Source organism: Comamonas sp. BIGb0152 (assembly GCF_024809975.1).
In the GTDB taxonomy this organism is placed as follows: Bacteria; Pseudomonadota; Gammaproteobacteria; order Burkholderiales; family Burkholderiaceae_C; genus Comamonas.
In genome coordinates, this window is the sequence record NZ_JANUDY010000001.1 from 441,210 (window position 1) to 465,172 (window position 23,963).

Annotated in this window: 23 protein-coding genes and 1 tRNA gene; 13 read left to right on the forward strand and 11 right to left on the reverse strand. The window is 61.9% G+C overall.

Features of this window, described 5'->3' with window-relative positions; all coding sequences use genetic code 11:
- Positions 1-74 precede the first annotated feature (74 nt).
- Positions 75-380 carry a transcriptional repressor gene (locus M2375_RS01965; protein WP_259163588.1) on the forward strand — a complete coding sequence of 102 codons (306 nt, stop codon included), beginning with the start codon at positions 75-77 and terminating at the stop codon, positions 378-380.
- Between the two features lie 55 nt (positions 381-435).
- Here M2375_RS01965 and M2375_RS01970 read toward each other — a convergent pair whose 3' ends face one another.
- Positions 436-1,356, reverse strand: coding sequence for a LysR family transcriptional regulator (locus M2375_RS01970; protein WP_259163591.1), 921 nt, complete (start codon positions 1,354-1,356; stop codon positions 436-438).
- Between the two features lie 153 nt (positions 1,357-1,509).
- Between M2375_RS01970 and M2375_RS01975 the strand changes: the two genes are divergently transcribed.
- From M2375_RS01975 to M2375_RS01985, 3 genes are read left to right on the forward strand one after another with little or no spacing between them, the layout of a single operon-like run.
- Positions 1,510-2,691, forward strand: coding sequence for a CaiB/BaiF CoA-transferase family protein (locus M2375_RS01975; protein WP_259163592.1), 1,182 nt, complete (start codon positions 1,510-1,512; stop codon positions 2,689-2,691).
- 14 nt (positions 2,692-2,705) lie between these two features.
- Positions 2,706-3,722, forward strand: a complete 1,017-nt coding sequence (locus M2375_RS01980) for an NADPH:quinone oxidoreductase family protein (RefSeq protein ID WP_259163594.1) — start codon at positions 2,706-2,708, stop codon at positions 3,720-3,722.
- Positions 3,719-4,732 carry a tripartite tricarboxylate transporter substrate binding protein gene (locus M2375_RS01985; RefSeq protein ID WP_259163597.1) on the forward strand — a complete coding sequence of 338 codons (1,014 nt, stop codon included), beginning with the start codon at positions 3,719-3,721 and terminating at the stop codon, positions 4,730-4,732. The genes M2375_RS01980 and M2375_RS01985 overlap by 4 nt, the downstream gene beginning before the upstream one ends.
- On the opposite strand, the gene M2375_RS01990 is transcribed toward M2375_RS01985, so the two are convergent.
- Positions 4,729-6,012, reverse strand: coding sequence for an MFS transporter (locus M2375_RS01990; protein WP_259163598.1), 1,284 nt, complete (start codon positions 6,010-6,012; stop codon positions 4,729-4,731). The genes M2375_RS01985 and M2375_RS01990 overlap by 4 nt on opposite strands.
- 89 nt (positions 6,013-6,101) lie before the next feature.
- Between M2375_RS01990 and M2375_RS01995 the strand changes: the two genes are divergently transcribed.
- Positions 6,102-6,689, forward strand: coding sequence for a TetR/AcrR family transcriptional regulator (locus tag M2375_RS01995; RefSeq protein WP_259163599.1), 588 nt, complete (start codon positions 6,102-6,104; stop codon positions 6,687-6,689).
- Positions 6,690-6,780: 91 nt separating this feature from the next.
- On the opposite strand, the gene aldA is transcribed toward M2375_RS01995, so the two are convergent.
- The 4 genes from aldA to M2375_RS02015 are packed head-to-tail and all read right to left on the reverse strand — an operon-like array spanning position 6,781 to position 11,573.
- On the reverse strand, positions 6,781-8,214 hold the full coding sequence (aldA, locus tag M2375_RS02000) for an aldehyde dehydrogenase (protein ID WP_259163600.1): 1,434 nt from the start codon (positions 8,212-8,214) through the stop codon (positions 6,781-6,783).
- A 10-nt stretch (positions 8,215-8,224) separates the two neighbouring features.
- On the reverse strand, positions 8,225-9,025 hold the full coding sequence (locus M2375_RS02005) for an HpcH/HpaI aldolase/citrate lyase family protein (RefSeq protein ID WP_259163601.1): 801 nt from the start codon (positions 9,023-9,025) through the stop codon (positions 8,225-8,227).
- Between the two features lie 32 nt (positions 9,026-9,057).
- The gene (gene rhmD / locus M2375_RS02010) at positions 9,058-10,245 is read right to left on the reverse strand and encodes an L-rhamnonate dehydratase (RefSeq protein WP_259163602.1); all 1,188 of its coding nucleotides are present in this window, start codon (positions 10,243-10,245) and stop codon (positions 9,058-9,060) included.
- Between the two features lie 29 nt (positions 10,246-10,274).
- Positions 10,275-11,573, reverse strand: coding sequence for an MFS transporter (locus M2375_RS02015; protein ID WP_259163603.1), 1,299 nt, complete (start codon positions 11,571-11,573; stop codon positions 10,275-10,277).
- 273 nt (positions 11,574-11,846) lie between these two features.
- On the opposite strand from M2375_RS02015, the gene M2375_RS02020 reads away from it, so the two are divergent.
- On the forward strand, positions 11,847-12,815 hold the full coding sequence (locus M2375_RS02020; RefSeq protein WP_259163604.1) for a LysR family transcriptional regulator: 969 nt from the start codon (positions 11,847-11,849) through the stop codon (positions 12,813-12,815).
- A gap of 13 nt (positions 12,816-12,828) precedes the next feature.
- On the opposite strand, the gene M2375_RS02025 is transcribed toward M2375_RS02020, so the two are convergent.
- Positions 12,829-13,722 (reverse strand): dihydrodipicolinate synthase family protein, encoded by an 894-nt coding sequence (locus tag M2375_RS02025; protein ID WP_259163605.1) that lies wholly within the window; start codon positions 13,720-13,722, stop codon positions 12,829-12,831.
- 124 nt (positions 13,723-13,846) lie between these two features.
- Here M2375_RS02025 and M2375_RS02030 point away from each other — a divergent pair, with 124 nt between their 5' ends.
- Positions 13,847-15,337: a PLP-dependent aminotransferase family protein gene (locus M2375_RS02030; protein ID WP_259163606.1), complete on the forward strand. Its 1,491-nt coding sequence runs from the start codon at positions 13,847-13,849 to the stop codon at positions 15,335-15,337.
- 10 nt (positions 15,338-15,347) lie between these two features.
- On the opposite strand, the gene ygiD is transcribed toward M2375_RS02030, so the two are convergent.
- Together ygiD and M2375_RS02040 are read right to left on the reverse strand one after the other, a co-directional pair.
- A complete protein-coding gene (ygiD, locus tag M2375_RS02035; RefSeq protein WP_259163607.1) occupies positions 15,348-16,235 on the reverse strand; it encodes a 4,5-DOPA dioxygenase extradiol in 888 nt (295 codons plus the stop codon).
- A 148-nt stretch (positions 16,236-16,383) separates the two neighbouring features.
- Positions 16,384-17,427: an NAD(P)-dependent alcohol dehydrogenase gene (locus tag M2375_RS02040; RefSeq protein ID WP_259163608.1), complete on the reverse strand. Its 1,044-nt coding sequence runs from the start codon at positions 17,425-17,427 to the stop codon at positions 16,384-16,386.
- A 1,454-nt stretch (positions 17,428-18,881) separates the two neighbouring features.
- On the opposite strand from M2375_RS02040, the gene M2375_RS02045 reads away from it, so the two are divergent.
- The 6 genes from M2375_RS02045 to M2375_RS02070 all read left to right on the forward strand — a co-directional run bounded on the left by M2375_RS02045 (position 18,882) and on the right by M2375_RS02070 (position 22,624).
- Positions 18,882-19,967, forward strand: coding sequence for a CHAT domain-containing protein (locus tag M2375_RS02045; RefSeq protein ID WP_259163609.1), 1,086 nt, complete (start codon positions 18,882-18,884; stop codon positions 19,965-19,967).
- Between the two features lie 2 nt (positions 19,968-19,969).
- Positions 19,970-20,530, forward strand: a complete 561-nt coding sequence (locus M2375_RS02050; protein ID WP_259163610.1) for a hypothetical protein — start codon at positions 19,970-19,972, stop codon at positions 20,528-20,530.
- Between the two features lie 70 nt (positions 20,531-20,600).
- Complete coding sequence (locus M2375_RS02055) at positions 20,601-20,978, forward strand: hypothetical protein (RefSeq protein WP_259163612.1); 378 nt, start codon at positions 20,601-20,603, stop codon at positions 20,976-20,978.
- Positions 20,972-22,000 carry a lipase/acyltransferase domain-containing protein gene (locus M2375_RS02060; protein WP_259163614.1) on the forward strand — a complete coding sequence of 343 codons (1,029 nt, stop codon included), beginning with the start codon at positions 20,972-20,974 and terminating at the stop codon, positions 21,998-22,000. Before M2375_RS02055 ends, M2375_RS02060 begins: the two co-directional genes overlap by 7 nt.
- On the forward strand, positions 21,969-22,349 hold the full coding sequence (locus M2375_RS02065) for a hypothetical protein (RefSeq protein WP_259163615.1): 381 nt from the start codon (positions 21,969-21,971) through the stop codon (positions 22,347-22,349). Before M2375_RS02060 ends, M2375_RS02065 begins: the two co-directional genes overlap by 32 nt.
- Before the next feature lie 5 nt (positions 22,350-22,354).
- Entirely contained in the window at positions 22,355-22,624 is a 270-nt protein-coding gene (locus tag M2375_RS02070) for a hypothetical protein (RefSeq protein WP_259163616.1), read from the forward strand.
- 154 nt (positions 22,625-22,778) lie between these two features.
- On the opposite strand, the gene M2375_RS02075 is transcribed toward M2375_RS02070, so the two are convergent.
- Positions 22,779-22,855: transfer RNA gene (locus M2375_RS02075), tRNA-Ile, on the reverse strand.
- Between the two features lie 42 nt (positions 22,856-22,897).
- The gene (hrcA, locus tag M2375_RS02080) at positions 22,898-23,899 is read right to left on the reverse strand and encodes a heat-inducible transcriptional repressor HrcA (RefSeq protein ID WP_259163617.1); all 1,002 of its coding nucleotides are present in this window, start codon (positions 23,897-23,899) and stop codon (positions 22,898-22,900) included.
- Between the last annotated feature and the right edge of the window lie 64 nt (positions 23,900-23,963).

The following is a 23,963-nucleotide window of genomic DNA, read 5'->3' on the forward strand; positions in this document are numbered from 1 at the left end:
GGGCCTGAGGCACATTGACACAAACTGCCACAAACCGACAAACCGGCTCCAAACCGCCATGCCAGCATGCACACATGAATGATGACCGAGCACCCCGCATGGCAGCGCCGGCCCCGCCTGCTGCCCCCTGGTTCAAACGCAGCCGCCTTGTGCGCATCCGACCTACGCCTGCCCGGCTGCGGGTGCTGGAGGCCATCGTCCAGCTGGGCCGCTCACGGGTCAAGTGCGCCGATATCTCCTCCCACCTCGCGCAAAGCGGTGCCCCCTTGCCAGCGGCCACCATCTACTGCGTGGCCAAGGAAATGGCCCAGGCCGGGCTGCTGATGCGCGACCGCGAAGATGGCGGCTTGACGGTGTACAGCCTGGCCGCTGGCGTCTGAACGCTGGACCTGGAAACCCTGGCAACGTCCAGCAACGCCAGCCACGGCGCACGCCTCAAGCCGCAGCAATCCGCCAACCCGGCGCCAGCTTCTGGATCGACGACACCAGCAGCTCGATCAGCGCCAGGGTGGCCGCTGATGGCTGGCGGTTGGGCGCGCGCACCACGTAAAGCGCATCACCCACACCCTTGACGCCAAAGCCGCCCAGCACCTGCACCAGGCTGCCCTGGGCGATGGCGTCACACACGGCGTAGTTCGGCAGCAGCACCACACCCAAGTCCGCCATCGCGGCATTGAAAAGAAACTGGTAGTCGCCCGACTGGATCGATGGCGTGCTTTGCACCTGCGCATGCACGCCATCGCTATGGCGCCAAAAGTCCAACCGGTGGTGAATGTTGAGCGGCGCCATCAGCCGGGCATGTTTGATGTCCTGCGGGGTTTGCAACTGCAGGCCCAAGGTCTGTAGGTAGGCCGGGGTGGCAAACAGGCCCCATTCGATGTCGCAGACGCGGGTGGCCACATGGTCTTCCAGCGGCGCGGAGGTGATGTGGATCGCCAGGTCCACCTTGGAGGCCACCAGGTCATGGATCTGGTCATTGATGACCAGGCGCAAAAGCAGATCGGGGTGCGCCTGGCAAAAAGCCAGGATCAGCGGCTTGAGGTGGAAATGCCCCAGGCCCGTCGGAATCCGCACCCGAATCTCGCCGCTGATCGTCTGGTGGATCTGGTCGATCTGCAGCTGCGCGCTTTGCAGCGCATTGAGGGCTTGCAGGCAGTGGCCATGCAGAATGCGGCCGGCCTGGGTCAGCTCCATATGCCGGGTGGTACGCCGCAGCAGCTGCGCGCCAAACTGCCGCTCCAGCAGCGCCAGCCGGCGCGACACATTCGAGCGCGTCACGCCCGAGCGCTGGGCGGCATCGCTCAGATTGCGGGACTCGGCAATCGCCACAAACAAACGCACCAGGTTCAGGTCCATGGCCAGCTTTCTCTTTGATTGTTGATTTTGAATCACCACTGATGGCTGTGCTTTGGCAGTTCCCAAAGCAGCTGGAGCTTTTTACCATGGGTCTCACAACAAACGCCCGGCATCGTGTCGCATCGCCGGGCCATGCAAGGAGACGAATACGTGATGCCAGAGTCAACACTGGGGTTTACCCCGCTCGCCGGTTTCAAGGTCCTGGATTTGAGCCAGGGCGTGGCCGGCCCCTACTGCGCCCAGCTGCTCGCCCACCAGGGCGCCGAGGTCATCAAGATCGAGCCCGCCCAGGGCGACTGGGGCCGCCATGTGGGGGTGGCCCGCAATGGCCACAGCACCTTGTCCAGCACCTACAACGCCGGCAAGCAAAGTCTGGCGGTGGATGCCAAGCACCCTGAGGGCAAGGCGCTGATCCTGCAGCTGGCGCGCAGCGCCGATGTGGTGGTGCAGAACTTTCGCCCGCAGGTGGTCGAACGCCTGGGGTTGGACTTTGCCGCGCTCCAGGCGCTGGGGCTGGAACCCGTCTATGTGTCGATCAGCGGCTATGGCCCAGACGGCCCCTTTGCCGACAACCCCGCCACCGACTCGGTGATGCAGGCCGATACCGGGCTGATGAACAGCAACCGCGATGCACAGGGCGCGCCGCAGCGCATCGGTTTTTTGCTGGCCGACATTGCCACCGGCGTCTATGCCGCGCAGGCCTGCACCGCCGCCCTGCTGCAGCGCATGAAGACAGGCAAAGGCCAGCATGTGGAGCTGAGCCTGTTCAATGTCTGCTGCGCGCTGCAATCGACTGCGCTGTCGGAAGAGGTGCTGGGCGGCCAGACCGTCAAGGCAGCGGTCAGCGCGCCCAATGGCATTTTTGATGCGGCCGATGGCCGTATGACGATTCTGGCGCTGAACAATGACCAGTTTGCGCGCATCGGCAAAGCGCTGGCACTGGCCGGCTGGGACAGCGACCCACGCTTTGCCAGCAATGCATTGCGGCTGCAACACAAGGCAGTGCTGCATGCCGACCTGGCCCGCGCCGTGGCAGATCGACCGCTGGCCGAGCTGCGCGCACTGTTCAACCAGCACAGCGTGCTGCATGCGGTGGTGCATGGCGCGGCCGATGTGGTGAAGCACCCGCAAGCCCGGCACCTGGCCACCTTCAAGACCGTGCAGCAGCCCGATTTTGGCGAGGTGCTGATGGCGGCCACCCCCTGGCCGGCCAAGCCCGATGCACCGCTGCCCGCGCCGCGCATTGGCGCTGACAGCCAGCAGATTTTGCGCAGCCTGGGCCTGGCGCCCGATGAGATCGACGCGCTGGCAGCCCGCCAGGTCGTAGGCCTGTGAACGGAGCCGCAGCCATGAAAGCCCTTGTTTGCCGCACGTTCGGCCTGCCCCGCGATGTGATCGCCGTCCAAACCACCGAGCCCCCGACCGCCCTGGCCGATGACGAGGTGCTGATTGAAGTGGCGCATGCCACCGTCAGCCACGCCACCGGCCTGTTGATCGAGGGCAAGTACCAGAAAACCCCGCCCCTGCCCTTTGTGCCCGGCACCGAAGGCGTCGGCAAGGTGCTGCAATGCGGCAGCGCCGTAGACCACCTGCAGGTGGGCGACCAGGTCGTGTTTATCTGTGACTGGGGCGCCTATGCCCAGCAGGCCAAGGTCAAGGCCAGCACGGTGTATGCGGTGCCTGCGGGCCTGGATCCGCTGCGGGCACTGGCACTGCCCATCTCTTACGGCACGGCCTACACCGCCTTGCACTGGCGCGCGGCGCTGCAGGCGGGTGACAGCCTGCTGGTGCTAGGCGCTGGCTCGGGCGTGGGCGCTGCCGCTGTGGAGCTGGCCGCCCAGGTGCCCGGCGTGCAGGTGATTGCCTGCGCCAGCAGCGAAGACAAGCGCCAAGCGGCCTTGCGCCATGGCGCGCAACATGCGGTCGATCCGCAGCAGCTGATCGAACAGGTCAAGGCGGTGACGGGGGGCAAAGGCGCAACCCTGGTGTTTGACCCGGTAGGCGGCGACTTGCTGCTGCAGGCGCTGCGCTGCACCGCGCAGAACGGGCGCATCGTCATCATCGGCTTTGCCAGCGGCACGATCCCCAAGGTGCCGATGAATATTGCGCTGGTCAAGAACCTGACGATCCACGGCTTCTTCTATGGCCAGTACATCGGCTGGACGCCCGCCAACGAGCGCCAGCGCCATGCACCTGCCATGCAAGCCATGATGGCCACGCTGTTTGAGATGGCCCACCGCGACGCCATCCATCCTGACATCTCGCGGGTGTTTGCCATGGACCAGCTCTGCGATGCGCTGGACGTGCTGCACAGCCGCGAGGTGCTGGGCAAGGTCGCCCTACAAATACAAGGAGACAAGACATGAGACAAAGCCTTTCAACGCAGCGCCGCCAGGCCCTGCAATCGCTGCTGCATGCCGGCTTGGGGCTGGCCCTGCTGGGCGGCGGCCTGCCCACCGTACATGCGGCATCAACGGCCGATTACCCGGCCTCGACCATCAAGCTGGTGATCCCCTACCCGCCCGGCGGCCCCACCGACCTGGTCGGCCGCCTGGTCGCCATCTCGATGGGCGAGAGCCTCAAGCAAACCATCTTTGTTGACAACAAGCCCGGCGCCAGCGGCATGGTGGGTGCTGCCCAGGTGGCCAAGGCCCAGCCCGATGGCTACACCTTGCTGGCCAATGCCTCGCTGCACGTGATCAACCCCTCGGTCTACGACAAGGTGCCGTATGACTCCTTCAACGACTTCGCACCGATCACACAGATCGTCGATGTGCCGCTGGTGCTGGTGGTCAACAGCGAGCTGCCGGTCTCGAACGTGCAGGAGCTGGTGGCCTACCTGAAAAAGAGCAAGGCCAGCATCAATTTTGGCTCGGCCGGCAATGCCTCGTCGCAGCATCTGTCGGGCGAGCTGTTCAAACTCAAGACCGGCATTGCGATGCAGCATGTGCCCTACAAGGGCAGCTCGCCGGCGCTCACCGATCTGATGGGCGGCCAGATCCAGCTGATGTTTGACTCGATGCCCTCGGCCATACCCTTTATCACCTCGGGCAAGCTCAAGGCACTGGCCGTGACCACCGCCAAGCGCTCGAGCTCGCTGCCGCAGATCCCCACGATGCAGGAATCGGGCATTGCCGACTACGCCACCAGCACCTGGTATGGCCTGTGGGCCCCGAAGAACACGCCGCCCGAGATCGTCGGCAAACTGGCCCAGGCCGCGCAGCAGGCCTTGCGCAAGCCCGAGGTGGCTGCGCAGTACCAGCGCATGGGCGCCGAGCCGGTCGGGTCAAGTCCGCAGGAGTTTTTGGCCTATATGCGCAGCGAAGAAAAGAAGTGGGCCGAGATCGTGAAACGCTCGGGCGCGCGGGCCGATTAACCCACGGCGCGCATCGCCACGGCCGGCTTGCGCACCCACAGCACCGCCGCTGCCGCCACCAGGCAAGCGGCGCCTGCGACAAACAACGCGGGCGAGTACGACGACAACACCGAGCGCGCCAGACCTGCACCGTAGGCGGCGACGGCCGCGCCCAGTTGGTGGGCGGCAAACACCCAGCCAAACACCAGCGCGGCGCGCTCGGGCCCAAACTCGCTGGCGACCAGCTTGACGGTGGGGGGCACGGTGGCAATCCAGTCCAGGCCATAGAACACCGCAAACAGCGACAGGCCCGCCACCGTGAACTCGGAATACGGCAGCCAGAACAGCGACAGCCCGCGCAGGCCGTAGTACCAGAACAGCAGCTTGCGGCTGTCATAGCGGTCTGACAGATAGCCCGACAGGGTCGTGCCCACCAGGTCAAAAATGCCCATCATCGCCAGCACCGAGGCCGCCGGCAACGGGCCCAGGCCATAGTCGCCGCACAGCGAGATGAAATGGGTCTGGATCAGCCCATTGGTGCTGAGCCCGCAGATGAAAAAGGTGCCCGCTAGAATCCAGAACGCCGGCACTTTGGACGCCGCAGCCAAGGTGCTGAACGGCAGGCCCCAGCTGGCGCGGGGCGCAGGGGCGGCGGGCGCGGCAGCGGGGTCCGCGCCATAGGCGCTCAGTTGCATCTGGGCCGGGCTGTCGCGCATGAACAGCAGCACCAGCACCAATACCAGCACCGATGCGAGCACCACTGGCAGCAGCGCCCAGCGCCAGCCGTACTGCGCAATCAGCCAGGCAGCGACCGGTAAAAACAGCAGCTGGCCGGTGGCGCTGCTGCCCGCCAGCAAACCCATGACCAGGCCTTTGCGCTGCACAAACCAGCGGTTGGCCACGGTGGCGCCCAGCACCATGGCCGTCAGGCCCGTGCCCATGCCCAGCACAATGCCCCAGAGCACAAAGGCCTCGCCCAGGCTGTGCATGAACAGGCCCAGCAGCAAGGCGCTGGCAATCACCGCCGTGGCCAAGGCCACCACCCGCGATACGCCGTAGCGCAGCAAAATGACGGCAGCAAAGGGCCCCAGCAGGCCGTACAGCGCAAAGCGGGTCGCAAACACCGAGGACAGGTCGCGAACACTCCAGCCAAACTCGACGGCCAGCGGCTGCATCAGCACCCCCGGCAAGCCCAGCGCGGCCGAGGTGACCAGCATGGCCAAAAAGGTGATGGCGGCAATCACCCAGGCGTAATGGATGCCATGGCGCTGGAGCAGCGCGGCAAGACGGGGAGCTAACATGGTTGCTTGGTGTTTGTTGGAGGAGGAGCTACAATGATAGCGATCACAATCAAAAACTGTCAAGCACAGGTTCAAGCAGGGTATTTGCGATGAAAGTCACCAAGGAACAAGCACAGCACAACCGCCAGGCGCTGCTGGATGCCGCCGCTGCGCTGTTCAAGGAACGCGGCATCGATGGCACCGGCGTGGCCGATATCTGCCAGCAGGCGGGCCTGACGCAAGGCGCGCTGTACAAGCATTTCAGCGACAAGCAGGACCTCGCCGCCCAAAGCCTGGCGCATGGGTTTGAACAAGGCTTTGGCCGGCTCAAGCAGGCCAGTGAAAAGAGCGACCAAGCGCTGCGCACCTACCTGGACAGCTACCTGAACCCCCAAGTGCGCGATGACATGACCCGGGGCTGCCCGCTGGTCTCCACCGCCTGCGATGCCGGGCGCCAGAGCCTGCCAGTGAGCCGCAGCTTTAGCGATGGCTTTGCCGAGCTGCGCGCCGGCATCGAAGCCGCCCTGCCCGATAGCGCCGACCCGCAGCAGCGCCAGGCGCTGGCCAGCACCCTGGTGGCCGCGATGGTGGGCGCGATGGCCATCTCGCGCGGGGTCGTCAAGGCCGATCCGGTGCTGGCTGATGAGGTGCTGCAACAGGTGCGTGCGGTGGTGGAAGGGCTAAGCACCAAGCGCTGATCCCCGCCCACATGCAAAAGGCCGCCAAGCTCGGTTAGCGGCCTTTTTGCATGGATGCTTGAAGCCTCAGAACCTCAGCGGCATCGTCCCATCAGGACTGCAGATACACCACATGGCTATGGGTGTACTCGTAGAGCCCGTGCTTGCCATCGGCACCGCCCACACCGGATTTGCGCACGCCGGCATGGAAGCCCTGCATCGCCTCGAAGTTCTCACGGTTGATGTAGGTCTCGCCAAAATCGATCTCGCGCATCGCCTGCATGGCCTTGGACAGGTCGCGGGTGTAGAGGGAAGAGGTCAGGCCATATTCACAGTCGTTGGCCAGCGCAATCGCCTCGTCCAGGTCTTCGACCACCTGGATCGGCAGCACCGGGCCAAAGATTTCCTTGCGCATGATGTCCATGTCAGCGCGGCAGCCGGCCAGCACCGTGGGCTGGTAGTGAAAACCGGCACCCAAGTCAGCCACCTGGCCCCCGGTGACCAGCTGCGCACCATCGGCCAGCGCACGGCGCACCTTGGCCTCCACACTGTCCAGGCCCTTTTGGTTGATCAGCGGGCCCATCTCCACATCGGCCTGCGCGATCGGGTCGCCATAGCGGGTGGCGGCCATCGCCTGGGCGATGCGCGCGGTGAACTCTTCGGCCACCTGGCGCTGCACATAAACCCGCTCGGCACAGTTGCAGACCTGGCCGGTGTTGATGATGCGCGAATCGCGGATGGCCTTGACGGCCAGGTCCAGATCGGCATCGGCCAGCACAATGGCGGGCGCCTTGCCGCCCAGCTCCAGGTTGAGCTTGGTGATGTGGGGCGCAGCGGCGGCGGCAATGCGCTCTCCCGTGCCCACGCTGCCGGTAAAGCTGATCATGTCCACCCCGGCATGGGCCGACAACGCGCCGCCGGTGCCCCCCTGGCCGTAGACCACGTTGAACACGCCGGCCGGCAGCTCGCACTGGGCCAGCAGCTCGGTAAAGGCATGGCAGTTGATGGGGGTCTCTTCGCTGGGCTTGATGACGATGGTGTTGCCCGTCAGCAGCGCCGGCGCCATCTTGCGCGCGATCAGAAAGAACGGGAAGTTCCAGGGCAGGATGCCGGCGACCACGCCCATCGGCTTGCGCAGCAAAAAGATCTGCTCATTGGCCCGGTCGCTGCTGATGACCTCGCCCTCGATGCGGCGCGCCCATTCGGCCATGTAGTCCAGGTAGTCGGCGGTGAAGTTCACCTCCACCTCGGCCAGGCCCAGCACCTTGCCTTGCTCCTCGGTGATGGTGCGCGCAATGCGCGCGACGTTCTCACGCAGGCGGGCGGCAATGCGGCGCAGGTACTGCGCACGCTCAACCGCCGGGCGGCGGCCCCAGGCTTTCTGGGCACCGCGCGCGGCTGCAATGGCGCGGTCCACATCGGCTTGGGTGGACAGCGGCGACTGCGCCAGCAGCGCGCCCGTGGCGGGGTTGTGCACCTCGTGCAGCTCGGCGCTGTCGCTGAATGCACCAGCTATGTAATTGCGCAAAACAGGGATGGATAGCATGGGGTCGTCCTCAGTAGGTGGTGGAGACAATGGCCGGCTGGGTGGGCGCACGGTAGCGCGCCAGGTTGGCCACGGCGGCCTGGCGCATCAGGCTGATATCGATGGCGACTGCGACAAAGCGGCAGCCCCAGTCGGTGTAGCGGCGGGCATCTTCTTCGCGCGGCGCCAAAATGCCGCAGGCCTTGCCATGGGCCAGGGTGGTCTCGATGGTGCGGCGTATGCAGTCCTGCACCTCGGGCTGGCTGGCATCGCCCGCATGGCCCATGCCGGTGGACAGGTCTGCCGGGCCGATGAAGACGGCATCCACGCCATCGACTGCGGCAATCTCTGCCGCGTTTTCCACGCCCAGGCGCGACTCGATCTGCACGATGAGGCAGAGCTGCTCATGCGCCGTGCGGATGTAGTCAGGCACCGCATCCCAGCGCGTGGCGCGGGTCAGGCCGCCGCCCACACCCCGGATGCCATGCGGCGGGTAGCGCATGGCCTGCACCAGCGCGCGGGCCTGCTCTGCTGTCTCGACCATCGGCACCATCAGGGTCTGCACGCCAGCATCGAGCAGCTGCTTGATCAGCACCGCGTCGCCCTGCACGGCGCGCACCACCGGGTGCGTGGCATAGGGCGCCACGGCCTGCAGCTGGCCCAGCAAAGTGGGCACGGTATTGGGCGCATGCTCGCCGTCCACCAGCATCCAGTCGTAGCCGGTGGTGGCGATGATCTCGGCCGCATAGGGCGTGGCAAAGCCGGCCCAGATACCGTAGAGCGGCTCGCTGCGGCGCAGCGCGGCCTTGAAGGGGTTGAATGGCAAATCCATGGCGGTCTCCTGTGCGGGCAATCAGTGCCTGATCAGTGGGTGTAGGGGCGCTGCAGTTCGCAAGCCGGGTTCAGTTCCACGCCAAAACCGGGCTTGTCCAGCGCAGACAGGCGCATGCGGCCTTGCACCGGCACCGGCTCACCCAGCAGCTGCGGGTGAAACATCGGCACGACTTCGTCGGCCTTGGGCGCCATCATCAAGAACTCGGCAAAGGGGCTGTTGTGGCGCGTGGCCACAAAGTGGTAGCTGTAAACGCTGGAGCCATGCGGAATCACCAGCGCTTGGTGGGCATCGGCCAGCGCGGAGATCTTGAGCAGCTCGGTGATGCCACCGCACCAGCCCACATCGGGCTGGATGATGTCGCAGCAACCCATCTCCAGCAGCTGGCGAAATCCCCATCGTGTGGCCTCATGCTCGCCGGTGGTCACCAGCATGCCGGTGGGCACGTTCTTCTTCAGGGCGGCATAGCCCCAGTAGTCATCGGGCGGCAGTGCCTCTTCGATCCACTTGAGGCCATGCGCCTGGGCGCCCTGGGCCAGGCGCGTGGCGTAGTTCAGGTCCAGGCTCATCCAGCAGTCCAGCATCAGCCAAAAGTCAGGCCCCACCCTCTCGCGCATCGTGGCCAGCTCTTCCAGATTGCGGCGCAGGCCTTCTTCGCCCTCGGCCGGGCCATGGTGCAGGGGCATCTTGCCGCCGATAAAGCCCATCTTCTGCGCTAGATCGGGACGCGCGCCGGTGGCGTAAAACTGCAGCTCATCACGCACCGCGCCGCCCAGCAGCTGGTGCACCGGCTCGCCGCGCACCTTGCCCAGCAGGTCCCACAGCGCCAGATCCACACCAGAGATGGTGTTGATCACAATGCCCTTGCGGCCGTAGTACAGGGTGGACAAATACATCTGGTCCCAGATGCGTTCGATATCGGTGACCTTGGCGCCTTCCAGAAAACGCGCCAGGTGCTTCTCGACGATATAGGCCGCCGGCTCGCCCCCGGTGGTGACCGCAAAGCCGACATTGCCTGCGCTGTCCTCGATCTCCACCACCAAGGTGCCCAGCACATTGATGCCGAAGCTGCGGCGGCTCTGACGGAACTCCGGGTACTTGGACATCGGCGTCGCGATATGGTCGTCGATCCAGTGGCCATCGGCCTGGTCATGGTAGTCGGCACCGCCCCCTTTGAGGGTATAGGCACGCACCTGTTTGATAGTGGGGATCTGGCTCATGGTGGTATTTGCTCCTTATGCAATAGGGGTCAGGCAGCGGCCTGGGGCTGCAGCGCGGCGGGCGCCGTGCGGGCCCGGATGCCCAGCACCAGCAGCGCCGCCAGCACCGTGGTGCCTGCCAGCAGGTACAGGCCTGCAGCGGGTGAGTGGAAATGGCCCTCGGCCCAGTTCTTGACGATGGGGGCGACAAAGCCGCCGACCGCGCCCAGCGAATTGATCAGCGCAATGCCACCGGCCGCAGCAGCGCCCGCCAGGGTGTTGACCGGAAAGGTCCAGAACACCGGCTGCACGGCAATAAAGCCGGCCGCTGCAAAGCACAGTGCAGCCACACCCAGCAGCGGGCTGGAAAAGCTCACCGATGCGGCCATGCCGATGGCGGCGACAAGCAAGGTCACGCTGGCTACCGTGCGGGGCTTTTGGCTGCGCTGGGCAAAGCCGGGCACCCACCAGGCCGCCAGCAGCGCGCAGACCCAGGGGATGGCCGATACCAGGCCCACTTTCAAGCCCACCTTGGTGCCCAAGAGGCCCGCCACCTGGCTGGGCAGATAAAACACCACGCCGTAGACACTGGCCTGGATCAGCAGATACACGAGAGCCAGGTACAGCACGCGCGGCTGGCACAAGGCAGCGAGCAGGCTGTGCTGGTGGCCGCCCTTGGCACGCTCTTCGCTGGCGATGATGTCCTGCACCTGGCGGCGCTCATCGGCCGTCAGCCACTGTGCATCGGCGGGGCGGTTGGTCAGGTAGAAATAGGCCCAGATACCGACGACAACAGCCATCAGCCCTTCGACCGCAAACAGCCACTGCCAACCGTGCCAGCCGCCCATGCCATCGAGCTCCAGCAGCAGGCCCGACAAGGGGCTGCCAAAGATAAAGGCCAGCGGCGCGCCAAAGTAGAAAAAGCCCATGGCCTGCGCGCGGTGGGCGGCCGGGAACCAGTAGGTGAGGTACAGGATGACGCCGGGGAAGAAGCCCGCCTCGGCCACGCCCAGCAGGAAGCGCAGCACATAGAAGGTGGTCTCGTTATGGGCAAACATCATCGCTGCCGACACCAGACCCCAGGTGACCATGATGCGGCACATCCAGATGCGTGCGCCGATGCGGTGCATGATCAGATTGCTGGGCACTTCCAGCAGCGCATAACCGACAAAGAACACACCCGCGCCAAACGCAAAGGCGGCGTCGCTGATGCCGGTATCGGCCTGGAAAGCCACCTTGGCAAAGCCCACATTGGCCCGGTCCAGAAAGGCCATGATGTACATCAGCAGCAAGAAGGGCAGCAGGCGCCAGGAAATCTTGGCGAGCAAGGGAGCGGGGAGTTTATTCACGACAAATCCTTAAAGACAATGCGCAGCCAGCACGCCTGACAAACGGCAGGCGCAGCGGGAGCGAAAAAGGAGAAGGCGGTGCTGGCAAGCCAGCGCCGATGGGGCGCGGCTTGCGTTAGCGCCGTCGTGAAGCGGGGGGTCTAAAAAAAGTGTGCGCGAAGGCGTTCATGTTTGTCTCCTGAAAAGGTCATTCGTTCTTGTATTGGGCTGAATGTACGCGCATGATTGATGCCTAACAAATCAAATTTCAGTCATATCCGATACCTTTTATTTATGTCTAAAAAACCCGCTTTATCGGCCGCACCACCGCTGCAGCGCAGCCTGCTCAACCGCCTGCGCTACAAGCACCTGCACATGCTGGTGGCGCTGGGATCGAGCCTGAACCTGCACCGCGCATCCATCAGCCTGTCGATGTCGCAGCCCGCTGCCACGCGCATGCTGCGCGAGATTGAGGACATGTTTGGCTGCCAGCTGTTTGAGCGCCTGCCGCGCGGCATGCGCCCTACCGCGCTGGGCCTGCAACTGGTGCGCTTTGCCGAGGCCTCGCTCAACAGCCTGGACCGCTGTGCCGAGGACTTGGCGGTGCGCCGCCAAGGCGGTTATGGCTACCTGGCGATCGGCACCATCATGGGTGCGGCGCCCGACCTGGTGATGACCGCGGTGGCCCAGATGAAAGCACAGAACCCGCAGCTGCGCCTGCGCATCATGGGCGATACCAGCGACCAAGTGCTGCGCCTGCTGGACCAGCGCCGCATTGACCTGGCGATTGCCCGCCGCCGCATTGCCGGCGACAGCGAGGCCTATGACTTTGAAGCGCTGGGCAATGAGCGCCTGCTGGTGGTGGTGCGCAGCGGCCATGTGCTGGCGCGGCGCCGCAAGCTGAGCTGGGAGGAATTGGTGCGCGACTGGCCCTGGATCTTGCAGCCGGCCAGCACGCCAGCACGCATCGCACTGGACCAGTTGCTGCACAGCCTGGAGCTGCCCGTGCCGGCCGACGTCACCGAGTGCAGCTCCGTCTACTCGATGCAGCAACTGGTGCAGCTGACCGATGCAGTGATGCTGCTGTCCGACTCGGCCTTGAAGGACTATTTGCGCATGGGCTTGGTCAAGACCTTGCCGGTGCAGATCGATGTGCCGATGGCCCCGTTTGGCATGCTGACCCGCAAGGACCAGGAGGCCTCGCAGGAGCAGCAGCGCTTTATGGATCTGCTGCGGGCGCAGGCCAGGCGCATGGCAGCTTGACCGCTTGCAGGCCTCAGGCCAAATCCAGCGTTTTCAGCAGGGCCGCCAGTGCCTCGCGGCCTGCCCCCTGCAAGGTGTGCAGTGGCAGCGGCAGGCAGGGCGAGTGGGCCAGGCCCATCAGCTCGGCAGCAGTGGCCACCGACCGCAAACTGCCGCCCTTTTGCTGGAACCAGGACCACAGTGGTGCCAGCCGGTTGGACAAGGCCAGCGCCTGCTCTGTGTCTCCGGCCAGCGCAGCGCGTGTGATCGCCAAGGTGGTCTGCGGCCACAGACCGCCGATGACCGAATACCAGGCATCACAACCCGCCACCAGGCCCTTGGCGCCCAAGGCATCGCCGCTGACGCCGATGCTGACATGGGCGGGCACGACAGCGCGCAGGCGCTGCACACGCGCCTTGGCCTCGGCGGCATCGGCCGGCACGCCGGGGATCTTGATCGATGCAATATGCGGCAGCTGCGCAATGCGGCCATGCAGCGCATCGCTGAACTCAAAGCGCGTGGTGCCGGGGTTGTCGTACACCACGATGGGCACCGACACGGCACGCGAGACGGCTTGGTAGAGGCCATAGACCTCGTCCTCGGACAGTTTTTGGTAAGAGACCGGGGCCAGCAGCAGGCCGCTGGCCCCGGCCTTTTGGGCGTCACTTGCCAGGTCCAGTACATCGCGGGTGCGCAGCGCGCCAATGCCCACCACCACGGGCACGCCCTGGGCCTGCTCCACCGCCAACGCCGCCACCTGGGCCCGCTCGGCCCGGGAGAGGTAGGCATAGCTGCCGGTGGAGCCCAGCGCGCCGATGGAATCCACACCAGCGGCCACCAAGCGCTGCACCAAACGCGCAAACGCTGGCATATCGATACCGGCCTCATCCATCGGGGTCAGCGGAAACGCACTCAATCCTGTGAACATGTTCATCCCTGTCAAAACATCAGCCACCCCCAAGCGCGGGCACGGCAAGAGCCGGATTGTGCGGCCAGCGCTTCTGGTTAAAAATAGCCAGTTTTCAACAAAATCACTGGTCCAGTTGCCCGCCATGCCAACGCCCTCTTCCCCCCGCCCCGGCAGCCGCAGCCTGTACCGCGACATCCGCGCACGCATTGGCGATGGCAGCTATGCAGCGGGCACGGCCCTGCCCTCGACCCGGTCGCTGGCTGCAGAGCGGGGGCTGTCGCGCGGCACCGTGAGCCTGGTCTATGAGCAGTTGGCTGCGGATGGCTTTATCGACACCCGCCCCGGAGCCGCGACGCGCGTGGCAGCGGGTGCAGCGGACCGCATCAAAGCCCAAGGCTGCGATGCTGCTGCAGCCGAACCACAGCGCCACACGCCAGACAACAGCCGCCTGTCCGAGTTTGCCCAGCGCGTGCAGGCCATGCCGCTGCGCCCGCCCGCGCCAGACGCCACGGGGGTGATCGACTTTGTCTACGGGCCGCTGGCGGGCAGCGATTTCCCGACCCTGCACTGGATCAAGGCCTTGCGCCAGGCAGAAAGCCAGCGTGGCCAGCGGCTGGAGTACGCGCCGCCGCTGGGCGCGCCCGAGTTGCGCCAGGCCCTGCAAAACCACCTGCACCAGACCCGGGGAATCACCTGCAGCACCGAACAGATCCTGGTGGTCAACGGCTCGCAACATGCGCTGGATCTCTGCGCCCGGTTGCTGCTCAACCCGGGGGACCCGGTGGTGGTCGAGAACCCTGGTTACCGCATGGCGCACCAGGTGTTCAAGGCCTATGGTGCGCAGCTGGTCTGCGCCGATGTGGATGACAACGGCCTGCAGACCGAGCAACTGCCGGGCCTGGCGGCACATGGCCCGCCCAAGCTGGCCTATGTGACCCCCAGCCACCAGTTTCCGCTGGGCGGCTATCTGCCGATTGCGCGCCGGCATGCCTTGCTCGATTGGGCGCATGCCCAGGGCTGCTGGGTGATTGAGGACGATTACGACAGCGACTACCGCTATACCGTGCGGCCCGAGCCCAGCCTGCTGTCGCTGGACAGCGCTGGCTGCGTCATCCATGTGGGCACCTTCTCCAAGACCTTGTCGCCCCAGCTGCGCCTGGGTTACATGGTGCTGCCCCCGGCGCTGGCAGGCCTGTTTGCCCAGGCCAAGCAGCTGGCCGACCGCCACAGTGCCACCGGCCCGCAGCGGGCGCTGGCCCAGCTGATCGCAGACGGCAGCTACGCCCGCCATGTGCGCCGCATGCGACGCAAGCAGCATGCCCGCCAACATGCCTTGCTGCAGGCGCTGGACCGGCACCTGGGCACGCAGGTGCATATCCAGGGTGCCGCCAGCGGCCTGCACCTGGCGGTGTGGTTTCCGGCCTTACCGGCCAGACAGGAGGCCCAACTGGTGGAGGCTGCCGCGCTGCGCGGCGTGCGCGTCTACCCCATCAGCCCGCTGTATCTGGACAGCGGCAGCCGGCCGCTGCAGCGCGCTGCGGCGGGGGTGGTGATGGGCTATGCGCTGCTGGATCAGCCCGAGATTGAGCGAGGCGTGCAGTGCCTGGCGCAGGCGCTGGCCAGCTTGCAATAGTCAGAAAAGCTTAGGCATCCCACTGCAGGCAGCGCATGCTGATGGTGCCGGACTGAAAGCCCTCGAACACCTGGCGCGCCGGGCCGCTGCCGTGCGCGGCGCCCAAGGCATAGAGCAAGGGCCAGTAGTGGTCGGGGGTGGGCACGGCCATCTTGGCCGAGGCATGCAGTTGCTGGTAGGCCATCAAGGCCTCGTGGTTGCCAGCCAGCAATGCCTGCTTGGCCACCTCGTCAAACTGCTGGGCCCAGTCGCGGGCGGCCATCAGGCCATCGGGGGCGCCGCGCACCGTGGCCCGCAGGTTGTGCACGATGTTGCCGCTGCCGATGACCAGCACGCCTTGCTCGCGCAAGGCCGCCAGTTCCTTGCCCACGGCATAGTGGTAGGGCGCGGGCTGGTTGTAGTCGATCGAGACCTGGAACACCGGCACATCGGCCTGGGGAAAGAGGTGGTGCAAGACCGTCCAGGTGCCGTGGTCCAGCCCCCACTGGTCCGTCAGCTGCGCCTGGCCGCTGCGCACCAGCGCAGCCGCCTGCGCCGCCAATGCGGGGTGGCCAGCGGCCGGGTACTGCATGGCATGCAAGTCGGCGGGAAAGCCGGAGAAGTCATGGATGGTGGGAGGCTTGTCGTTCACCGTCACCCCCGTGCTGCCGCGCGTGAGCCAATGGGCGGACACCACCAAGATCGCGGCGGGCTTTGGCAGGCTGCTGCCCCAGCGTTGCAGGTGCTGGGTAAAGGGGTTGGCGCTGATGGCATTCATGGGGCTGCCATGGCCGATAAACAGCACCGGCATCTTGCGCGGCGGCTGCGGGCTGCGGGCCAGCGCTTGGCCCATGGGCAGCAGGGCGGCCATCACCGCAGACAGGCTGCCGGACAGAACCAGGGAACGACGTGACAACATAGGGGCGAACACCAAAAGCAACGGGGCCGCCGTCAGACGCGGCCCCGGGCCACAAGTTCCGTCACAACCCCCCAGAAAAATGCAGCGCTTGCCGATGGGCATGCACTGCATGGATGTTGGAGCGTTGGCGCGTCAGACGGTCAACAGATCAAATGCTGGCGTTGTCGATCACAAAGCGGTAGGCCACATCGCCGCGCAGCATGCGCTCATAGGCCTCGTTGATGTGGTCGGCCTGGATCAGCTCAATGTCCGCCACAATGCCGTGCTCGGCGCAGAAGTCGAGCATCTCCTGCGTTTCGGGGATGCCGCCAATCATAGATCCGGCCAGACTGCGCCGCTTCATGATCAGCCCAAACACCCCAGGCGAAGGATGCGGGGTAGAAGGCGCGCCCACCAGGGTCATGGTGCCGTCGCGCTTGAGCAGGCTGAAGAAGGGATCCAGGTCATGCGGGGCGGCCACGGTGTTCAAGATGAAATCCAGGCTTTGCGCATGCGCGGCCATCTCATCGGCATTGCGCGATACCACCACCTCGGCAGCGCCCAGCGCCTTGGCCGCATCACGCTTGGATTCGGAGGTGGTGAAGGCCACCACATGTGCGCCCATGGCATGCGCCAGCTTGATGCCCATATGGCCCAGACCGCCAATGCCCACCACCCCGACCCTGTGGCCCGGCCCCACCCGCCAGTGGCGCAGTGGCGAATAGGTGGTGATGCCTGCGCACAGCAACGGCGCCACGGCAGCCAGCTGTGCGGGCGGGTGGCTGACCCGCAGCACATAGCGCTGGTGCACGACGATGCTTTGCGCATAGCCGCCCAAGGTGTGGCCTGGCGCATCGGCCGTGGGCCCGTTGTAGGTGCCCACCATGTGGTTGCAGTAGTTCTCCAGCCCCATGCCGCAATCCACGCAGTGCTGGCAGCTATCGACAATGCAGCCCACACCGACGAGATCGCCCGGCTTGAAATCGCTCACCTCGGCGCCCACGGCGGCCACCTCGCCCACAATCTCATGCCCCGGCACGCAGGGGTAGAGCGTGCCGGCCCATTCGGAGCGCACCTGGTGGATGTCCGAGTGGCAAACGCCGCAATAGGCAATGCGAATCTGCACATCCTGCGCGCCCGGCGTGCGGCGCTCGATGTTCAAGGCTTCAAGGGGTTGGTCAGCCGCGTGGGCGCCATAGGCTTTGACGGTCATGATGAGGGTCCTATTCCGTTCATGGGGTACACCGCAGGTGCGTTGGCTTGGCAGCGCACGAGGACGGATGCACGGGGGTTGTGTTGCCTGCATGCAGAGGGATCGGCAGCGACGCCGGCATGGCAGCGCGTTCATCTTACGCCCCTTGCAAGGCAGCGCTGCATACGGCCGAGCAGCCGAAGCGCTGCTGCTAGCGCGGCCCCAAAAAGCGGGCGGCGGCATCCCGCTTTTGGCCTGCGCCATGGCGCTGTCGCGCGCCACATCGCGCACATTGCGCACATTGCCCTTTTATTCACATGGTTTTTTGAGAATAATTCTCATTTGCGAATATCATAGACCCCAAGGTTCAGCGATTGCCGCCGTTCCTTGTTTCATCGTGGGGCGACCTACTGGGTTTTCACTCCAGTGGTCGTTTTTGCTAGCCAACGGTTCTCCATGTAGCCAGGCATTTTTTTCCACGCTGAATCTCTTGCAGTCTCTTGGCGTTCTCCGCCAACACCCGTCCGCTCCGACCTGCTCGGTCAGAACCCTGGACACCGGCATGCACCCTTCCGGCGTTGCAGCCACTCCCCCCTTCGATGCGCCTACTGCGCCGTATTTTCCGCAGCACCGTGGGTGTCAGGCCCGCTATCCCATGGATCCTGGTGCGGCTACCCGCACCGGCCCTGACAAAGCTGGAAAAAACGGGTGTGTCGTACAGCCACCGTTGAAATGCCTGGTCGTGAGCACCCTTGTGCAAAAGGCCCTGCCGTGGTCTGAAGGCAGTCTCGGGCGATCCGCGTCCATCCGGAGGGACGAGGGATGCTGCAGATGGTCTCTCAGACTTGGACCAGCACCAGCACCTGCGTTTGGTGGTCTTCTCGAATTCGGCCACCAAGTGCATTTGCTTTCTCTGTGAATCATCCGATTAAGCGGGGTGGGCTGAGAGCTTTTCAGCATTTTCCTAGCATCCACGCCCTGAATCAACGCAAAAAGATCACCGCATGAAACCCCTGTCTGCATGCGACCGGTAGCTATTTATTAATATCAGGTTTTTTATTAATATATCAACCCACTCCATACCGGAGTAACAATAAATCAGCAGCTGAGGCCAAAAGTAATATACCGACGGCCCTCCGAGCGCCTGTGCTATTGTAAAAATTACCAGGGCATCCTTCTTCAGTCGCAATGCTTGCAGAGGCCCGATGACCTCCAAACGGCATCACAACCCTATCAGATTCAGCAAATAATTATCTTAAATAATCAAAATTTTAAAATTCAAAATAATTTCATGTGGATTTCATATTAATTCAAAAACTAACTATTTATAGCCAGGTGAATATTTAACTTCAACCTCACAACAGTGCAGAAAATATAAATTCTGGAGAAATTCGAGCAAACATTCTACAAAATACCACAACGGCTGCAATAGATTAATTTTAACCGATTAAATTTAATCGTGTACTCGTAGCACCATGAATCACGCGCTTGACCTATACGTTGTGAGCGATGGAGACATCGATTCAGCTCTCGCACTAGCAAGGCGTGGCCCTGACATCGCCGTGGCACGCATGGATCTGAATGCTCCCGACATAAAAGACTTTGTCGCATTCACCGACAAAGTAGAGCGCACGGCCTTGGGGGCGGAATCAAGGCCCACCCAAACGGAATTGGATGATATTGGCAAGCGCATGTTCCATCACATTTTCCAAGGTGACATACTCAAGCTATACCGGCGTGCACCTAAAGGTCTGCTAAGCATCCAAATCGTCACGAACGAGCCCCGTATTCAGCGTGTTGCTTGGGAATTCATCAGCCCAGACGACAAAATGCCGGTTCCGCATCAGGAGCGCTGCGTGGTAAGGGTACTCCCTATTTGTGTATCGTCTGACCCCTTACCTGTACCGCGTCTTGGTCATGTTCGGGTATTGCTCATTGGAGCCGAACCCATCAACGAGCCAGGCGTAGGCTGGAGCACGGTTGAAAAAGACCTCAGGCGCAACTTTCAATCGCTTGAAGGTGCCGCAGAACTACAAGTAGTGGCGGGGGCAAACAGGCAGTCATTGCTGAATGTTTTGAACACGGCCCTCTTTGACGTTGTTCATTTTTTAGGCCACGGCACGGTGGTCAACGGCGAGGGCCGGCTCGCCCTCGTAGATATCGACACCCAGGTAAAAGATTTCATCACTGGAAGTGACTTGGCCGTCGCACTAAGCGGACAAGAAACAAAGTTGGCCATTCTCAGTGCTTGCGAAACGGGCGCCGGAGAGATGGACAAGGGATTTGGCTCCGTTGCCCGCGCATTGCTTTTGTCAGGAATCCCTGCAGTCGTGGCAAATCAAACATCGATCCCCACCAACTCAATCGTCCCTTTTGTGAGTGCGCTGTACCGCCGCCTATTGAATGACGGCAATATAGACTCTGCGGTCATGGCCGGGCGTGCTGCATTGCACGTTGAATTGCGAAGAGTCATCCATCCCGATTTGGCCGTTATTGAATGGGGCATACCCGCACTGTATAGATGGCCGGGTGCTGCGCAACTTTTTAACAAGACACCATAACTATGATTGAACGAAAAGCCGCAATACGCAATAACTTGACTGACACGAGCAATGGTGCATTTACGATCATCAATCGCAGCAGGGAAATAAATACCAATCGCGCCGAATACGAGCTCAACCTGCGTAAGATTCTTCAACGTTGCTCGCCAGATATAGCAAGAATTTTTGAACAATTACCCAAACCACTGCGGGAAGCAGCGCTCTCCAGCTCCGTATCCAGCAGCCCATTGAACGCATCCCATATTGCGGACAAAGAAGATATCCATCAGACAAAGATACTGAATAATTTTACGGCAGCAGTCAGAATTGCCTATACCCGCGCTAAGGCAACCACCATTGGAGTACTCGATCTTGGGTCGCGCATATCTGAGCTAAAAAAACTGATTAACTGCATGAACATGGCCCAGGACCGCATGGTTTTTTTGGAAGTGCAGACGCCTGTTCCAGCTGGAATGATAAAAACCGGCGATGCTTTAGCACAGGAGTTTCAGAAAGCGTTGGGGAAATCAAATTTCTGCGACAACAATCAAAAAAAAACTCGGCTGCAACATATTAGTCAATGAGTTTCTGACTTTCGGCAAAGCGGTTCACGAGCAGAATGGGCTGGATATTTTAATCGGCATCACTCCCGCGATGCTTGCCTATCACCATAACAACGAGGCTTTCTACAACAACTTCTCTTACGGTGGAGTTGGCCCCATATCCATGGTCTCGACCTACGACCTGCGCAGCCATGCCAAGAAAGCAAATCGTCCCTTTGAAGCAGCCGTTGGCAAGCTGCTCGTTGGACGAATAATATCTAACTGCAACAACCTCTGCTATCCCAAAGAACCGGGGGCTTGGGCACTGGATAACAGCAGTGACCAGGAAGACTTCATTGAGAGTATTCGAAAAATGCGCATTGACAAACGATGCATTGACGCCATCCGAAAGAAAGATGAGGGAAAGGCAGTGACAGCTCGCAAGCTGATGCGCGCACTCCAGCAATTGAAAGTAGGTGAACCATGGTAGAAGTTGTTATCTTCATCCCGGGTATTATGGGCTCAGAGCTGTTTCACGGTGAGCCAGATGATGCAAAAAGATCAAGAATATGGCCCGGTGCTATTTCGGAACTTTTCTTACCTTATCAAAATATGGAGAAGTTGCTTGATCCGAATTTAACAGTTGGCGATATCATTCGGAGAATTTCTGTATCTACCCAGTATGGCAGCTTGGTCGATGCACTCCTCACATGCGGATTCACGGAAAATGCTGACGCGCCCACGTTGCGCGCATGTCCGTACGACTGGCGCAAAGATAATTCTCTCGCCGCAGAGGTGCTGGCAAGCCATATCACATTTATGCGTGCAGTTCATGGCCCAGAGGTCGTGATAAATATTGTCGCCCATTCGATGGGAGGTTTGATCAGCCGGTATTTTCTTGAATCAGGAAAATTTTCAGAAAAAACACACCCTGGCTTTGCCAATATTCGGCGCCTCATCACCATCGGCACCCCCCACCGGGGTGCTCCGATAGCGCTCCATGCTGCACTCGGTCAAATGAAGCGCCTCTTTTTAAGTGCGAAGCAGGTTAAACGGCTCGCAAATGATCCGCAATTTCCTGCCCTGTACCAGCTTCTTCCTCCACCCACTGAGCCATTCCTTTGGGATTCAAATTTGGCTTCACGCTTGTCCCCTGTTGATCCATATGCACCCAATATCTCCAAAAAGCTAGGCCTTTCATCTGCAAATCTGGAAAAAGCCACAGCCTTCCATGCCGCATTAAATATTGCCAATCAACCCACAGGCGTTGATTATTTCTGCTTCGTCGGCACCCGCCAAAAAACCGTGAGCAATATACGCTATGATTTTAATAATTACGAATATACTCCACCGTCCACCGTCCATCGTCCAGACGGAGGACGGTGGAGATGGTACAGTTCCGAGCTGGAGCGCATCTGTCAGCGGAATGCAGCAGTTATTGGTAGGGGGCGATCATGGCAGCCTTTACAAACCCAAGGAGGTGCTGAGAGATCTCGCCTTTTTATTGGGTAAAGGCGGGGTACTCGCGGGTTCGGCAGACGATGCTATCCGAATCAGTGTGCATGATGAAGTGGTACTACCCCTGCAGCAGATGGCGCTCATTCTTTTTATATCGGATCGCACCAGCTTAGATGCGGATATTGTGGTACATAAGCTGATTGATCAAAATGGGAAAATTTTAGAAAATCCCGCAAAAATCTATGGATTCCCCGTCAAATACAGCGGCCCGGCGGCCAGCAGCATTTCTCTTAACTTCATCGCCCCGAGATATCCTGGCGCCTACGAAATAGACATATTAATCAATGACACGAGTGCCTCAGAATGCAAATTTATACTATTTGTTCAGAGCCCGCTGTTTTGATGTGCATGGATAAATTATCTTTATTCTCAAGAATAAATGGGTACGCTGCCATAGAAAGCTGGTCAAGCACATATCGACTACGCAAAGCCGCGAACATCAACCAGCAAACCGAAGCTGAGCGGAACGTTGCAAAACACCCAACCGGCCCCGCCGCATGCGATGGTCTACACATGAAGCGAATGAGCCTGGCTCGCAAGCTTTTACGGGTGGCATTTGCCATTTGGAAGGGCCAGGAAACCTTCAACCCGGAGCAGTTGCTGCCCAACGCTGCTTGACGAAAAACATAGAACCTTGTATCAGCCGCTCTCAGCAGCACCCCAGGAGAGTGACAGGTTCAAAGCGCGGGCAAGACATCCAGCATGGAGACCCACCACCAACAATAAAAAAGCCACACAGCATCAAAAATGATAGCTGTGCAGCTAATGAATCTGGTAGGGCGTGAGGGACTTGAACCCGCGACCAAAGGATTATGAGTCCTCTGCTCTAACCAACTGAGCTAACGCCCCGACACCACCACCCGCAAGGGGTGAAGCTTTGCATTCTAGCGTCTATTTGGGATGGCTCAGTGCGTTGGAGACGAGCTTGGAGGTGATTCCAACAATCTGGATCATCTTTTCATAAGGCATGCGTTTGGGGCCGATCACGCCCAAAGTGCCGACGATTTTTCCGTTGACCTGGTAGGGGGTGCTGACGACCGATAGCTCCTCAACCGACAGCAGCTGGCTCTCGCCGCCGATGTAGATTTGCACGCCTTCGGCGCGGTTGGAGTTCTCCAGCAGGTGCAGGATCTGGGTCTTTTGCTCGAACAGGTCAAAGGCCCGGCGCAGGTTGGTCATGTCGTTGCTGAAATCACTGACGGCCAGCAAATTGCGCTCACCAGCAATCACCAGCTCATGCGGGGCTTCATCGCCGTCCTCGTCCACATTCACGGCAGCCAGCATCAGCGCGGCAATCTCGTCGCGCAGGCTGTCCACCTCTTTGCGCAACAGCTGGCGCACCTGCTCCATCGCCAAACCGGCGTAGTGGGCGTTGAGGTAGTTGGCCGTCTCGATCAGCTGGCTTTGCGAGTAGTCCGATTCGGTGAAGATCACCCGGTTTTGCACATCGCCGTCGGGCGAGACCAGGATCAGCAGAATGCGCTTTTCCGACAGGCGCAAAAACTCGATATGGCGGAAGGCCGAGCTTTTGCGCGGTGCCTGCACCACGCCCACAAACTGCGACAGCTCGGACAGCACGCCCGCAGCGCTGGTGATCACCTTTTGCGGCTGCTCGGGCGCAATCTCCGCCGAGACCACCTGGTCCGGGTCCACCGTCAGCATGGTGTCGACAAACAGGCGGTAGCCCTTGGCAGTGGGGATGCGGCCAGCGGAGGTGTAGGGGCTGGCTATCAGGCCCAGGCCTTCGAGGTCGGCCATCACGTTGCGGATGGTGGCCGGCGAAAAATCCAGCCCGGGTGCCTGGGTGAGTGCGCGTGAGCCCACCGGATGGCCGTCCGCTATATAGCGTTCCACCAAGGTTTTGAGCAGCAGCCGGGCGCGGTCATCAAGCATGGGCGCATTTTATCCGCGTCCTGGCCGCCCATTGCCTCCTCCCGTGCAGATCCAAGGTCATGCA